Annotated in this window: 15 protein-coding genes; 7 read left to right on the top strand and 8 right to left on the bottom strand. The window is 69.1% G+C overall.

Annotation, left to right across the window (positions count from 1 at the left end):
- Nucleotide 1 precedes the first annotated feature (1 nt).
- The gene (locus tag AC1Q5B_RS19010; protein WP_492633005.1) at nucleotides 2-1,903 is read right to left on the bottom strand and encodes an EAL domain-containing protein; all 1,902 of its coding nucleotides are present in this window, start codon (nucleotides 1,901-1,903) and stop codon (nucleotides 2-4) included.
- 82 nt (nucleotides 1,904-1,985) lie between these two features.
- Nucleotides 1,986-2,606 carry a DUF4126 domain-containing protein gene (locus AC1Q5B_RS19005; protein ID WP_492633004.1) on the bottom strand — a complete coding sequence of 207 codons (621 nt, stop codon included), beginning with the start codon at nucleotides 2,604-2,606 and terminating at the stop codon, nucleotides 1,986-1,988.
- Between the two features lie 98 nt (nucleotides 2,607-2,704).
- Here AC1Q5B_RS19005 and AC1Q5B_RS19000 point away from each other — a divergent pair, with 98 nt between their 5' ends.
- From AC1Q5B_RS19000 to AC1Q5B_RS18975, 6 genes are read left to right on the top strand one after another with little or no spacing between them, the layout of a single operon-like run.
- Entirely contained in the window at nucleotides 2,705-3,439 is a 735-nt protein-coding gene (locus AC1Q5B_RS19000; protein ID WP_492633003.1) for a DUF6776 family protein, read from the top strand.
- Nucleotide 3,440: 1 nt separating this feature from the next.
- A complete protein-coding gene (locus AC1Q5B_RS18995) occupies nucleotides 3,441-3,872 on the top strand; it encodes a bactofilin family protein (RefSeq protein WP_492633002.1) in 432 nt (143 codons plus the stop codon).
- Between the two features lie 47 nt (nucleotides 3,873-3,919).
- The gene (locus tag AC1Q5B_RS18990; RefSeq protein WP_492633001.1) at nucleotides 3,920-4,648 is read left to right on the top strand and encodes a DUF6776 family protein; all 729 of its coding nucleotides are present in this window, start codon (nucleotides 3,920-3,922) and stop codon (nucleotides 4,646-4,648) included.
- A gap of 37 nt (nucleotides 4,649-4,685) precedes the next feature.
- Nucleotides 4,686-5,072 (top strand): iron-sulfur cluster insertion protein ErpA, encoded by a 387-nt coding sequence (erpA, locus tag AC1Q5B_RS18985; protein ID WP_241046638.1) that lies wholly within the window; start codon nucleotides 4,686-4,688, stop codon nucleotides 5,070-5,072.
- Nucleotides 5,073-5,092: 20 nt separating this feature from the next.
- The gene (nudC, locus tag AC1Q5B_RS18980) at nucleotides 5,093-6,028 is read left to right on the top strand and encodes an NAD(+) diphosphatase (protein WP_492633000.1); all 936 of its coding nucleotides are present in this window, start codon (nucleotides 5,093-5,095) and stop codon (nucleotides 6,026-6,028) included.
- A 37-nt stretch (nucleotides 6,029-6,065) separates the two neighbouring features.
- Nucleotides 6,066-6,944, top strand: a complete 879-nt coding sequence (locus tag AC1Q5B_RS18975; RefSeq protein WP_492632999.1) for a hypothetical protein — start codon at nucleotides 6,066-6,068, stop codon at nucleotides 6,942-6,944.
- A gap of 45 nt (nucleotides 6,945-6,989) precedes the next feature.
- On the opposite strand, the gene AC1Q5B_RS18970 is transcribed toward AC1Q5B_RS18975, so the two are convergent.
- The 4 genes from AC1Q5B_RS18970 to AC1Q5B_RS18955 form a co-directional block, all read right to left on the bottom strand.
- Entirely contained in the window at nucleotides 6,990-7,400 is a 411-nt protein-coding gene (locus tag AC1Q5B_RS18970; protein ID WP_492633071.1) for a DUF2752 domain-containing protein, read from the bottom strand.
- The gene (locus tag AC1Q5B_RS18965) at nucleotides 7,400-7,738 is read right to left on the bottom strand and encodes a CD225/dispanin family protein (protein WP_492632998.1); all 339 of its coding nucleotides are present in this window, start codon (nucleotides 7,736-7,738) and stop codon (nucleotides 7,400-7,402) included. The genes AC1Q5B_RS18970 and AC1Q5B_RS18965 overlap by 1 nt, the downstream gene beginning before the upstream one ends.
- A gap of 45 nt (nucleotides 7,739-7,783) precedes the next feature.
- Nucleotides 7,784-8,071: a CD225/dispanin family protein gene (locus AC1Q5B_RS18960; RefSeq protein ID WP_492632997.1), complete on the bottom strand. Its 288-nt coding sequence runs from the start codon at nucleotides 8,069-8,071 to the stop codon at nucleotides 7,784-7,786.
- Between the two features lie 110 nt (nucleotides 8,072-8,181).
- On the bottom strand, nucleotides 8,182-10,077 hold the full coding sequence (locus tag AC1Q5B_RS18955; RefSeq protein WP_492632996.1) for an MFS transporter: 1,896 nt from the start codon (nucleotides 10,075-10,077) through the stop codon (nucleotides 8,182-8,184).
- A 144-nt stretch (nucleotides 10,078-10,221) separates the two neighbouring features.
- On the opposite strand from AC1Q5B_RS18955, the gene AC1Q5B_RS18950 reads away from it, so the two are divergent.
- Nucleotides 10,222-11,328, top strand: coding sequence for an NADH:flavin oxidoreductase/NADH oxidase (locus AC1Q5B_RS18950; RefSeq protein ID WP_492632995.1), 1,107 nt, complete (start codon nucleotides 10,222-10,224; stop codon nucleotides 11,326-11,328).
- Between the two features lie 4 nt (nucleotides 11,329-11,332).
- On the opposite strand, the gene purD is transcribed toward AC1Q5B_RS18950, so the two are convergent.
- Both purD and AC1Q5B_RS18940 read right to left on the bottom strand, forming a co-directional pair.
- Entirely contained in the window at nucleotides 11,333-12,625 is a 1,293-nt protein-coding gene (gene purD / locus AC1Q5B_RS18945) for a phosphoribosylamine--glycine ligase (protein WP_492632994.1), read from the bottom strand.
- Nucleotides 12,622-13,068, bottom strand: coding sequence for a hypothetical protein (locus AC1Q5B_RS18940; RefSeq protein WP_492632993.1), 447 nt, complete (start codon nucleotides 13,066-13,068; stop codon nucleotides 12,622-12,624). The genes purD and AC1Q5B_RS18940 overlap by 4 nt, the downstream gene beginning before the upstream one ends.
- Between the last annotated feature and the right edge of the window lie 29 nt (nucleotides 13,069-13,097).

Below are 13,097 nucleotides of genomic sequence, written 5' to 3'. Positions count from 1 at the left end.
GTTACAGCACCGCGTTATGGAAGTCGAAACCGAGCTCGCTGCCGACCGCCTGCACCAGGTTGCCCTGGATGAAGTCGACGCCGCCCATCCACATGGCGGCTGCAGCCTGCGGATCCTCGATCTGCTGTCCGATCACCTGCAGGCCCTGACGGTGCGCGTTGTCGATGATGCCGCGCAACTGGTCGCGCAGCACCGGGTCGGCATGCGCACTGGCGTACTTGCTGGACACGCGCACGAAGCCCAGCGGCAGCTGGGTGAGCAGCGCATCGGCCTCGGTGCCGGGTTCGAACTGGCTGAGGCAGAACTGCACGCCGGCCGGCATCAGCTGCTGGCAGAACTGCCGCAGCGTCACGGTGTGGATCAGGGCGTCGGCGAGGCGCAGATCGATGACCAGCGACGTGCCCTCGATGCCGCGGGCCCGCAGGGCATCGAGCAGCCATTGCGCGTGCGATTCGCGCGCCAGCGAGCGCGGCGATTGCGACACGAACAGGCGCAGCGACGGTCCCGCCGCCTGGCGTTCCGCGAGCACATACAGCGCGTGCTCCAGCACCCAATGGTCGATCTGGGCGATGCCGCCCGCCAGTTCGGCGGCCGGGATCACCTGCGATGCCGGCAGCAGCGAGCCGTCGGGCTGGCGCATCCGCAACAGCACCTGGTACTGCGCCTGGTCGCTGCCGGCGACCGCCACGATCGGCTGGTACGCCAGTTCGAACTGGCCGTCCTCCAGCGAGATGCGCGGCGCGTCGTCGTCGACCTGCGCCGGCACGTACTCGGCCAGGCTGTCGGGCTTCAGGCGGGCCTGCAGCACGGCGCGCTCGATGGCCTCCAGCGCGCTGCCAGGGTCGGCGAAACCGAGCGACAGCGCGGTATAGCCGACCGAACTGCGGAGCTTGAGGACTTCGTTCGGTCGCGTCTGGAAATCATGGCCGGCCAGTCCATCCCGCAACTGCTGGGCCAGCGCGGGCAGGGTGGATTCGTCGACGCTATCGGCCAGCATCAGGAAGCTGTTGTCGTTCAGGCGCGCGACCGGATGCGGCGAAGCGGCTGCGGCCAGCTGTCGGCCGGCCTGGCTCATGAGGTGTTCGAAGACTGCGTAGCCGTATCGTTCGCGCAGGCTCAGTGCGCTGTTGACCTCGACGAAGAACACGCCGCCGCGCGACTCGCGCTGCAGCGAGTCGGCCAATTGCTGCAACACGAAGGTGCGCGTCGGCAAGCCGGTATCGGTATTCACCGAGGGCCGGGGTGCCTGCAGGGCCTGATTGCGCTGGCGCGCGCGCTGGATGCGGTTGGACACCGCGGCGATCAGGTGGCGGGGCCGGATCGGCTTGTTGAGGAAGTCGTCGGCGCCGCTTTCCAGCACTTCGAACTGGCGCTCCGGGTCCGGGTCGCCGGTCAGGAAGACGATCGGCAGGTGCAGGTACTCCGGCTGTTGCCGCAGCAGCATGGTCAACGACATGCCGTCCTTGCCCGGCATGTGCAAGTCCATCAGGACCAGGTCGGGGCGGAAGCGCCGCATGGTGTCGAGCAGTCCATCGGACTGCATCTGCACCTCGGCCTGCATGCCGGCGCCATGCAGCACGCTCTGGGCGAACAGCGCCTGGCCGCGATCATCCTCGACGATCAGCACGCGATACGGCGATTCCGGATCCACGGGCTCCGGCGGAGCCGCCGGTGCGGGCGTGGCTTGCGCCGGTGCGGACGCGGCAACGGGGGGCGGTGGTGGTGGCGTGGGGGAGGAGGGGGTCATCTCGGCGGGCTCTCCGGCGCCGGGGGCATCGGCCGCATCCTCGTGGGCGGCATCGCCCACCCAGCGGCGCCAGAAATGCGCCGGCGGTGTTTCGGCGCGCAGGCGCGAGCGTGAAGGCTCATCCTGCGAGCGGGATGTGGGATCGAGCGTGGACATCAGGCTTCCCCAAGCTGAGCCCCATTATGCGATGAAGTTCACGGCCGAGGCACCTTCATGATCCCCGATGTATCGGCGCCTGTCACGGGCCGGAGGTCGGGGGTGGTACGGGTGTGGGCGCCGTCGTCTGCAGCAGGCGCTTCAGGCCGCGCGTGACCTTGCGCCAGACCCACCACACCGCCACCGCGATCAGCAGCGACGCCCCGATCACCAGGAACAACGCAATCCAGGGGTGCGCGAAGGCCAGCGCCAGGCCACCAACCACCACGGCGTCCTCGGTGATCGAGGCGGCCCAGTTGCTGACCGGCTCCGGAGACGTGTTCATCAGGGCACGGGAACCGCTTTTCAGCACATGGCTCGTCAGCGCGACACCGGCGCCCGCCGCCAGTACGCCACCGCTGAGCTGGCCATCCGGCGACAGCGTGGCGGCGGCGAGGAAGGCGCCGGCCGGCACGCGCGCCAGCGTCTGCAGCAGGTCCCAGCCGGAGTCCACGCCGGGAATCTTGTCGGCGAAGAACTCGGTCAGCGCCAGCGCGCCGGAGGTGCCCAGCACCCACCAGGATTCGGTCGCCTGCAGCGCGGGAGGAAGATCGAGCCAGCCCAGCGCCCCGGCCAGTCCGACGCCGAAGACCGTGAGGTAGACGCGGATCCCGGCCATCCATGCCAACAGGATCCCAATTACGAAAAGATGCGCTTCGGACATCCCCGCCACTCCCGTTAGACTCGTGGGCTCGCGCCACTGCGGCGAGTATAGGGGTCCCGTCTGGCTGCCGGCTGAGCGCCGCCCGCCGCTTGTCCGTCATGCCTGCGCCTGTTCCTTCCCGCTTCCGGATCGTGCCGCGTGACGTGGCCGTGCGCCGCCGCGGCACGTCGTTGCTGCTGGGGCTTGCGTGGATCGCCAGTGTGGGCGGTGTCTGGTGGGCGGCCAGCCATACGGCCGCGCCACGGCTGGCGCTGGCCGACGCGGCGCGCGGCAAGGCGGAGCGTGAGGCGAAGGCCGCGCAGTCCGAACTGAACGCGCTGCGCCAGCGCGAATCGACGCTCGCGCGGTCGGACCAGATCAGCCGCGCCGCCAATGCCGAAGTGCAGGAAGCCCTCGCCGAGCGCGACGAGGAAATCGCGGCGCTGCGCGCCGACATCGCGTTCTTCGAACGCCTGGTGGGCTCCACCAGCCAACGCAAGGGACTGACGGTGCACGTCGCCGAGTTCGCGCAGGAGGCAGGGGGCACATGGCGCTACCAGATCATGCTGACGCAGACCATGAACCGTGGCGCGATCAGCCAGGGGCAGATGCGCTTCACCGTGGAAGGCGTGCGCGAGGGCAAGCTGGCCGCGGTGCAGTGGGACGAATTGCATCAGCAGCGCAGCGCGCCGGCGCAGGCCTATTCCTTCCGTTATTTCCAGCAGTTGGATGGCAACGTGATGCTGCCGCCCGGTTTCACGCCGCAGCGCGTCAAGGTGTCGCTGCACGGCGAGGACGCCGCGGTGGAGCAGGCCCTCGACTGGAAGACCGCCACAGCCGCAGGAGGCAAGTGACATGTTCAAGAACAAGCCCATCCGTCCCGACGTGGGTGCCATCGACACCCTGATCGGTCCGCAGGTCACCATCCGCGGCGACGTCGTGTTCAGCGGCGGGCTGTACGTGGAGGGCCACATCCAGGGCAAGGTGATCGCCGAAGCCGGTGAGCGCGCGGTGTTGACCCTGGCCGAGCAGGGCAGCATCGAGGGCGAGGTGCAGGTGCCGGTGGTGGTGATCAACGGCCGCATGACCGGCGATGTGCATGCCCTCGAGCGGATCGAACTGGCCACCAAGGCGCGCGTGCACGGCAACCTGCATTACAAGGTCGTCGAAATGAGCGCCGGCGCGCAGCTGACCGGGCAACTGGTGCATGCGGATGCGGCAGCGGCGAGCCATGGCGCGCAGGACGCGGCGGCACTGCCCGAATCCTGGGCCACCGCCGACGTCTGACGGCGCCATTCAGAGCCCGCTGGGAACGGCCGCGTTATCCTGCGGCCATGAACGTCAGGCCGCTCCCGCCGACCGTACCTCCGCCCCGCTTTCGCAAGGGGCCGGTCATCGCGTTGGCGGTGCTGGCCATGGTCATCGCGGCGGGAGCGTGGTTGCTATGGCGCGGGATGACGGCCAGCCCCGTCGACGGCCCGACGCCCTCGCAGTGGCGGACCCAGCAGCAGCGCATCGAATCGCTGGAGCAGCAGGTCGCCACGCTGTCGCGCTCAGACCAGATCAGCCGTGACGCCAACCGCGACCTGCAGACGACGCTGTCCGAACGGGACGAGGAAATCGCCGGCCTGCGCGCCGATGTCGCCTTCTACGAGCGCTTCGTCGGCGCCACCGCACAGCGTCGGGGCCTGTCCGTGCATGAACTGACCCTGCAACCGCAGGACGAGCAGGCCTGGCACTTCACCGCGACGCTCACCCAGAACCTCAACCGCGGTGCGGTGAATGCCGGTCGCCTGCTGGTGTCGGTGGAAGGCACCGAAGCCGGCAAGTTGCGGCGGCTGGGCTGGGCCGACCTGCGCCAGCAGCCGAACGCGCCGGGCGTACCGTTCTCGTTCAAGTATTTCCAGCAGGTCGAAGGCGACCTGCTGCTGCCGCCCGGCTTCAAGCCGGTCCGCGTCATCGCCCGCGTGGTGCCGCAGAACGGCGCCGCCGTGGAACAGTCGTTCCCGTGGACGCAGGCCGCCGCGAAGGAAGGGGCCGGCGAGGGCGCCGGTACCCGCTGAACTTGAACTGGCCTCCGCCAGCCCCCATCCTTCCGCCATGACCACCGTCGTTTCCCTGCCCACCGCGGCGGCCGCGCCCGATTACCAGTCCATCGACCGCCCGCTGAACTTCACGCCGGCCGCGGCGGCGAAGGTGCGTGAACTGATCCAGGAAGAAGGCAGCGACAGCCTCGCGCTGCGTGTCTATATCCAGGGAGGCGGTTGCTCGGGGTTCCAGTACGGCTTCGAGTTCGACGAGAACCGCGCAGACGACGATGTCGCCGTGGACACCGACGGCGTGTCGCTGCTGGTCGACCCGTTGAGCCTGCAGTACTTGATGGGGGCGGAAGTCGATTACAGCGAGAGCCTGCAGGGCGCGCAGTTCGTCATCCGCAACCCGAACGCCAAGACCACCTGCGGCTGCGGCAGCAGTTTCAGCATGTAATGCCCGGCCTGCCGCGTTCCGTGACAGGTCCCGCCTCCCCTTCCGCGCCGCTCTCCGGCTTCGCTTTCGCGGGCGACACGCTGGACCGTGCCGATGCGCTGCGCGATGACGCCGACGCACTCGCCCAACTGTGGCCGACCGCGCGCGTGATCGTGCTGGACGACGAAGGGCGTGCGCTCGCCCGGGCCGACGGTTCGTTGCTCGCCTTCGAAGGCGCATCGCTGGGGGGCGGTCCGGGCGCCAGCCTGTTCCTCGGATTGCGCGAAAACGTGGCGTGGTTCGCCGCGCATGCCCGGCTCCATGCCGTGCAGGCGCCGGCCTGGCGGGATCTGCGTCGCGCCGCGGCAACATGGCCGGCGTTCGAGTCCGGCGTGTTCGCGATGGCGCGCGCGCTGCTGCACTGGCAATCGTCCACGCGTTTCTGCAGTGCTTGCGGCGGCGACATCACCTTCCGTCGCGCCGGCTACACCGCGCACTGCACGCAGTGCGGCAAGGACCACTATCCGCGGGTGGATCCGGCCGTGATCGTCGCCGTCAGCGATGGCGAACGCCTGCTACTGGGTCGCCAGGCCGCGTGGCCGACGCGCCGGTACTCCGTAGTCGCCGGTTTCGTGGAGCCGGGCGAGACGCTGGAGCAGACGGTCGCGCGTGAAGTGATGGAGGAAACCCGGGTGCGTGTGCGCGGGTGCCGCTATCTCGGTGCGCAGCCGTGGCCGTTCCCGGGCGCGCTGATGCTCGGGTTCTGCGCCGAAGCCGAGCCCGACGAGCCGCAGGTCGATGGCGAACTCGAGGATGCGCGCTGGTTCTCGTTCGAGGACATCGATGCGGCGCTCGCACGCGAGGACGATGACGATGGGGAAGGCCTGCTGCTGTCTCCGTCCATCTCCATCGCCCGCGCGCTGATCGAGCACTGGCACGCGGACATGCGTATGCGTGCCGCCGAGACCCGGCTTTAACGGGCCGCAGCGCTAGAATCCGGAACGGAGGGACCGCATGTCGATCACGCTCGTTGCCGTCGTGCTTGCGCTGGTGCTTGGCCACGTCGCGCCTTCGCTGGTCGCCGCGTTCCGCCAGTACCGCTGGTACACCGCGTGGCTGCGCTGGCTGGGCGAGGTGGCGGGCGAGACGTGGAGTGGGCGCTTCGGCATCGCGCTGGCGCTGGTGCCGGTGCTGCTGGTCGTCGCACTGTTGCAGTGGGTGCTGGACGGTCCGGTCTACGGGCTGCTGGGCCTGCTGTTCGATATCGCGGTCCTGGTCTACGCGTGGGGTCCCCGCGACCTCGACGTGGATGTCGAAGCCGTCATCGACGCGCACGATACGCCGGCCCGGCGCGCCGCGATCGCGCGGCTCGGACTCTCCGGCGAGACCGCGGCGCTGGACGGTCCCGCGCTGGTCGAGGCCGTCTTCACCAATGCGCTGCAGCGCTGGTTCGGCGTGCTGTTCTGGTTCCTGCTGCTCGGTCCCGTCGGCGCCATCCTGTACCGCCTTGCGGTGCAGGGCAGCGCGGTGCCCGACCTGCCCGAGCGGAACCGCGCCGGTACGCTGGCGCTGAAAACGGCGCTGGAATGGCCGGTCGCGCAACTGATGACGCTGGCGATGGCGCTGGTCGGCAACTTCGATACGGTGTTCACCGCGTGGCGCGAAGCCGGCGGCGCGCGATTCCGTCTGGACACCGGGTTCCTCGCCCATGCCGCGCGCGCGAGCGTACGCGGCGAGTTGGCGGAGGAAGCGGAGGAGTACGCGGAAGAGGGCATGGTGCAGGCCATGCGCGACCTGCCGGAACTGCGCGACGCGATGAGCCTGGTGTGGCGCATCCTGCTGCTGTGGCTGGCGGTACTCGCGGTGTTCGTGATCGGCGGTTGGGTCAGTTGACCCACGCCCGCACCGTCCGCGACGGCGCTCGCTTCGCCGCTTCCCTCAGCCCGGTGCGAGCAGGGTGAACGGGAACCACGGCAGGTTGCGCGCGATCCAGTAGGCCGGCAGCAGCACCAGCCAGAATTTCGGCGCAAGCAGCACGCGCATGAGGGGTTCCAGCACCCGCGGCCGCCAGCCCTGGCCGTGGGCGATCATCATCGGGATCGCGGGCAGCAACAACACGCCCAGCGGATTCATCGCGAACGCGCGCGGCAGATCGCCGTGGACCAGGGCGTGCAGTGCCCGCGTCAGGCCGCAGCCGACGCAGAAATACCCGGTCAACGCGCGGAACATGCAGCCGGGGAACGGACTGTCGGCCGCGTTCGGATCGAACGTCAGCAGCAGCCAGACGCCGACGGCGGCCACCAGGGCCGCCGCCGTCAATGCCGCGTAGTGCAGGGGACGCAGTGCGATCACTGCATCTGTTGCATCTGCTGCATCATCTCCATGTACTGCTCCATGCCGCCGGTGGCGAACATCACGATGTTGAGCAGCAGGCCGATGATGGCGAACGCGGTAGCCACCCAGCACCAGGTCTTGGCGTTGGCGGACGCACGGCGGGCACCTTCCAGGTCGCCCTGGTTGAGCTTGCCGTTGACCTGCGACGAGAACACGATCGCGACGATGCCGATCAGGCCGAGCGGGCAGCACAGGCAGGTGGCCAGCACGGTGGAGACGATCGCCCACGCGAGGTGGTTGGGGACGCTGCCCGGTGCGGCGGATGATGGAGGCATGGGAGGTACGGCGCTCATGCAGGCTTTCCTTGTACGGGATGGAGAAGAGTGGTGCGAGTCGGGCTACATGCCGCTCAGGCCGCCCAATAGTGCCAGACCACCGAACAAAAAGAACCACAGTGCCATGAGGATCGGGCCGATCAGCGCGGACGCGATCGCACAGTTCAGGGCCTTCCGCGAGGCATCCTGTGCGCCGGCCAGATCGCCTGCCGCGCGCTTGCCGTCGACCTGCGCGGCGAACACGATGGAAACAATGCCCAAGGGCAGGCAGCAGAACAGCGTGGTCAGGATCGCCCACACCAGGTGATTGGGTACGTAGGGGCCATGCGCGGAGGGAGGCGGCGTGCTCATGTGGTTCTCATGAAGGCAGGCGACAGGACGGGACCGCGGACGCCTGCGGCAGTGCGAGAAGTGATGGCCCCTGCAGCCAGCCTAGCCGGTAACGCGACGCCACGGAAGCATCACGCGGCATCGCCCCGCAGCGCGCGGACCTTCGCCTCCAGCACCTCCGCGTCCACCGCCGCGCCGTCCATCGGCTCGCCCGCCACGACCTCGATGTGCGCACGGAACCGGCGCGGCACGCGCATACGGCCGAGGCGGGTATCGCGCCGGCTCCACATGCTGGCCCACATGCCTTTCAGCGCCATCGGCACGACCGGGACCGGACGCCGTTCCAGGATCTTTTCCACGCCCGACTTGAACGCGGCGATCCCGCCGTCCTTGGTCAGTGCGCCTTCCGGGAAGATGCCGACGATCTCGCCCGCCGCCAGTGCGGCATCGATCTCCTCGAACGCGCGCTGCATCAGCGCGGGATCTTCCTTGGCCCCGGCGATGGGGATCGCCTTGGCCGTGCGGAAGATCCAGCTCATCACCGGGATCTGGAAGATCCTGTAGTACATGACGAAGCGCACCGGTCGCGGGATCGTCGCCGACAGGATCAGCGCATCCATGTAACTGACGTGGTTGCAGACGATCAGCGCCGGGCCTTCGTCCGGGACATGCTTCTCGATGCCGTGCAGGCGCAGCCGGTACAGCCCGCGCACCAGCAGCCAGCTGAGGAAGCGCATCAGGAACTCGGGCACGATCGTGAAGATCCAGATCGCGACCAGCGCGTTGGCGATGGCCAGCGCCAGGAAGATCTGCGGCCCGCTCCAGCCCAGCGCGTGCAGGCCGAGACCGACCAGCGCCGCCAGCACGATGAAGCCCGAGTTCTGGATGTTGAGCGCCGCGAACACGCGCGCCATCTGCGATGTGTCCGTGCGGCTCTGGATCAGCGCGAACAGCGGCACGACGAAGATGCCGGCGAACATGCCGATGCCGATCAGGTCGATCATGATCCGGACGCTGCCGGCCTGCCGGACGAACTCCGCCACGCCCAGGCCCGTGGCGGGGGCGCCGCCGGGCCGGGCGAAGTACAGGTCGAGCAGGAACGCCGTCATGCCGAAGGCGCCGACGGGCACCAGGCCGATCTCGACCGTGCGGCCCGACAGCCGTTCGCACAGCAGCGAGCCCACGCCGGTGCCGATCGAGAACAGCGCCAGCGCGAACACGTACAGCGTCGACGACCCGTCGACCGCACCGAGATGCAGCTTGGCGTACGCCGGCAGTTGCGAGGTCAGCAGCGTGCCGAAGAACCAGAACCACGATACACCGAGGATGGCGTTGCGCACCGCCAGCTGCTGCTTGGCCATGCGCAGCACCGCCAGCGATTCCGGAATCGGATTCCAGCGGATCACCAGGTCCGGCGCGCCCGCGTCCATGCGCGGGATCATGCGCGACACCACGTTGCCCAGCACCGCGAGCAGCACGATGGCGATGGCGGCCGCCTGCGGGCCATGCGCGCCGGCGATCTGGAAGATCATGCCGCCGGCGATCATGCCGCACAGGATCGAGATGGACGTGCCCATCTCGACCAGGCCGTTGCCGCCGGTCAGTTCCTCGGGCTTGAGGATGGACGGCAGCACCGAGTACTTCACCGGCCCGAACAGCGTGGACTGCACCCCGGTGCAGAACAGCGCGACCAGCAGCAGCGGCATGTTCTGCAGCAGGAAGCCGATCGCCGCCAGCGACATGATCGCGATCTCCATCGTCGTGGTGATGACGATCAGCCGGTGCTTCTCCAGCTTCTCGGCGAACTGGCCCGCGATGGCGGAGAACAGGAAGTACGGCAGGATGAAGATCGCCGGTGCCAGCGTGGCGTACAGCGAGAGCTGGTCGTCGCTGGCGCCCAGGAAGAACAGCAGCGCAATGATCGCCTGCCGGTAGACGTTGTCGTTGAAGGCGCCCAGCGCCTGGACGGTGAAATACGGCAGGAACCGCCGTTGTGTCAGCAGCGAGAACTGGCTGTGGCTGGACATGCGCCCTCCGTGGGTTGCGCGCAGCCTAGCAAATCGCGATGGTGGCGCCAGCCGCCGCACCCGACAGTGTTCCGTCGATGGCGTTGATGGCGCTGCGGCGCAGGCGGATAGTGGCCGCCCCACGTCGTCCGGTCCTGTGCCTCCATGAGCCGCCTGTTCTCGCCCCTTGCGCTGGGGCCGCTGTCGCTGTCCAACCGCATCGTCATCGCACCGATGTGCCAGTACTCCGCCGAAGAAGGTCGCGCGACCGACTGGCATGCCTTCCACTGGCCGAACCTGCTCCAGTCCGGTGCCGGACTGGCGATCATCGAGGCCACCGCCGTGCGGCCGGACGCCCGTATCAGCTGGGCGGACCTGGGCCTGTGGGACGACACCACCGAAGCGGCCTTCGCGCGCGCGCTGGCGGCGGCGCGCCGGTACTCGACGATGCCGGTCGGCGTGCAGCTGGCGCATGCGGGACGCAAGGCCTCCACGCAGCGCCCGTGGGAACACCACGGCGCGCAGATCGCGCCCGACGCGCCGCGCGGATGGCAGACGGTGTCCGCTTCGCCGCTCGCCTACAGCGACGGCCAGCATCCGCCGCTGGCGCTCGACCAGGCGGGCATCGACGCCATCATTGCCGCCTTCGCCGACAGCGCGCGCCGCGCCGTGCGGCTGGGACTGGACCTGATCGAGATCCACGCCGCGCACGGCTACCTGCTGCACCAGTTCCTGTCGCCGCTGAGCAACCATCGCGACGACGCGTACGGCGGCTCGCTGGAGAACCGCATGCGCCTGGTGCTGCAGGTGTTCGCTGCGATCAAGGCCGCCGTACCGGCATCGATGGCCGTGGGTATCCGCATCTCCGCCACCGACTGGGTGGAGGGCGGTTGGGACCTGGCGCAGAGTCTCGTGCTGGCGAAGGCGCTGGAGGCGCGCGGCTGCCACGTCATCCACGTATCGAGCGGGGGTCTGCATCCCGCACAGAAGATCGCGCTGGGCCCCGGCTATCAGGTGCCGTTCGCCGAGGCGATCAGGCGCGAGGTCGCCATCCCGGTGATCGCGGTGGGTCTGATCACCGAGCCACGGCAGGCGGAAGCCATCCTGCAGCAGGGGCAGGCCGACGCCGTCGCCCTTGCGCGCGGCGTCCTTTACGACCCCCGTTGGCCCTGGCATGCGGCGGCGGCTTTGGGCGAGAAGATCGCCATTGCGCCGCAGTACCTGCGCAGTGCGCCGCGCGAGGTCGCGGCGAACTTCGTGCAGGCGACGTAACGCGTCAGTCGTTCGCGCGTTCGCGCGCGATCGCGCGCCAGCCGATGTCGGTGCGGTGGAACTCGTGGGTCCAGCGCACCTTCGCCACGCCGGCATACGCATTGCGCTGCGCGTCCGACACCGAGTCGCCCAGCGCCGCCACGCACAGCACGCGGCCACCGGCACTGACCACGCGACCGTCCGCATCCAGCGCAGTGCCGGCATGGAACACCTTGGCGGTCGCGGGTACCTCGTCCAGGCCGGCGATGACGTCGCCGGTCACGGGCGTTTCCGGATACGGCGCGGCCGCCATCACCACACCCAGCGACGGACGCGGATCCCACTCCGCTCCGGTCGTGGCAAGACGCCCATCGATGGCGGCCTCGACCAGATCGACCAGATCGGACTGCAGGCGCAGCATGACCGGTTGCGTTTCCGGATCGCCGAATCGCACGTTGAATTCGATGACCTTCGGCGCGCCGTGGGCGTCGATCATCAGGCCCGCATACAGGAAGCCGGTGAACGGCACGCCGTCGGCGATCATGCCCTGTACCGTCGGGTCGACCACGTCGCGCATCACGCGCGCATGCACTTCGGGCGTGACCACGGGCGCCGGCGAATACGCGCCCATGCCGCCGGTGTTCGGGCCGGTGTCGCCATCGCCGACACGCTTGTGGTCCTGGCTGGTCGCCATCGGCAGCGCGGTCGTGCCGTCGACCATCGAGATGAAGCTGGCCTCTTCGCCATCGAGGAATTCCTCGATCACCACGCGCGCACCGGCATCGCCGAACGCGTTGCCGGACAGCATGTCGCGCACGGCATCTTCCGCGTCCTGCAATGTCATCGCCACGATCACGCCCTTGCCGGCGGCCAGGCCATCGGCCTTGACGACGATCGGCGCGCCCTTTTCGCGGACGTAGGCGAGCGCGGCGTCCACCTCCGTATGCACCGCATAGAACGCGGTCGGGATGCCATGGCGCGCGAGGAAATCCTTCGCGAACGCCTTGCTGCCTTCCAGCTGCGCGGCGGCGGCGGTGGGGCCGAAGATACGCAGGCCGGCCAGGCGGAAGCGGTCCACCACGCCCGCCACCAGGGGCACCTCGGGGCCGACCACCGTCAGGCCCACGCCTTCGGCCTGCACCAGCGCCAGCAGGGCGTCGATGTCGGTGACCTTGATGGCGACATTGCGGCACTTCGCTTCCGTCGCGGTGCCGGCATTGCCGGGCGCCACGATCACCTCGTCCACGCGCGGCGACTGCGCCAGCTTCCACGCCAGCGCATGCTCGCGACCGCCGGAACCGATGACCAGGACTTTCAAGGGGCATTCCTCATGGCGGGGCCGGCATCGGCCGGCGGGTTCAGGCACTCGCGCGCCGGCAGTTCGACCGTGAAGAACACGGCGTCGTCACGGTCCACGAAACGGCGCACGAGCACGGCATCGGTGTCGATCAGTGGCGCGATCGCCGGCTCTCCGCACAATTCGCGCAATGCCATACGCTCGCTCTGCTCGAGCGCATCGAAGGCCGGCGCTTCGCGTGTCTTCGCGGCGCTGCCGGCCGGGCTGCGGACCTGCAGCACCAGGCGGTTGCCGTCGACGCCCACCGATTCCGTCACCAGGTCCTCGAAGTACGGGGCCGGGAGCGTGGCGGCGATCTTCGCCCGCGCGCTCTGCAATTGCGCCTCGGTATCGGCGCAACCGCCGAGCATCACCAGGGCGATCACCGCTGCGGGCGTGGCGCAGAACGGGCGGAGGATCTTCATGACGGCCAATGCTCCAGTGGGCGCGACGA

The organism is Pseudoxanthomonas sp. GW835-FHT14C01, from assembly GCF_058793715.1.
Note: the sequence above shows the minus strand (reverse complement) of the source record. Positions and strands in the feature narration are given on the sequence as shown.

Coding starts and splice junctions, on each gene's coding strand:
- AC1Q5B_RS19010 (WP_492633005.1), bottom strand. CDS start 1,903: ATGTCCACGCTCGATCCCACATCCCGCTCGCAGGATGAGCCTTCACGC.
- AC1Q5B_RS19005 (WP_492633004.1), bottom strand. CDS start 2,606: ATGTCCGAAGCGCATCTTTTCGTAATTGGGATCCTGTTGGCATGGATG.
- AC1Q5B_RS19000 (WP_492633003.1), top strand. CDS start 2,705: ATGCCTGCGCCTGTTCCTTCCCGCTTCCGGATCGTGCCGCGTGACGTG.
- AC1Q5B_RS18995 (WP_492633002.1), top strand. CDS start 3,441: ATGTTCAAGAACAAGCCCATCCGTCCCGACGTGGGTGCCATCGACACC.
- AC1Q5B_RS18990 (WP_492633001.1), top strand. CDS start 3,920: ATGAACGTCAGGCCGCTCCCGCCGACCGTACCTCCGCCCCGCTTTCGC.
- erpA (WP_241046638.1), top strand. CDS start 4,686: ATGACCACCGTCGTTTCCCTGCCCACCGCGGCGGCCGCGCCCGATTAC.
- AC1Q5B_RS18975 (WP_492632999.1), top strand. CDS start 6,066: ATGTCGATCACGCTCGTTGCCGTCGTGCTTGCGCTGGTGCTTGGCCAC.
- AC1Q5B_RS18965 (WP_492632998.1), bottom strand. CDS start 7,738: ATGAGCGCCGTACCTCCCATGCCTCCATCATCCGCCGCACCGGGCAGC.
- AC1Q5B_RS18960 (WP_492632997.1), bottom strand. CDS start 8,071: ATGAGCACGCCGCCTCCCTCCGCGCATGGCCCCTACGTACCCAATCAC.
- AC1Q5B_RS18955 (WP_492632996.1), bottom strand. CDS start 10,077: ATGTCCAGCCACAGCCAGTTCTCGCTGCTGACACAACGGCGGTTCCTG.
- AC1Q5B_RS18950 (WP_492632995.1), top strand. CDS start 10,222: ATGAGCCGCCTGTTCTCGCCCCTTGCGCTGGGGCCGCTGTCGCTGTCC.
- AC1Q5B_RS18940 (WP_492632993.1), bottom strand. CDS start 13,068: ATGAAGATCCTCCGCCCGTTCTGCGCCACGCCCGCAGCGGTGATCGCC.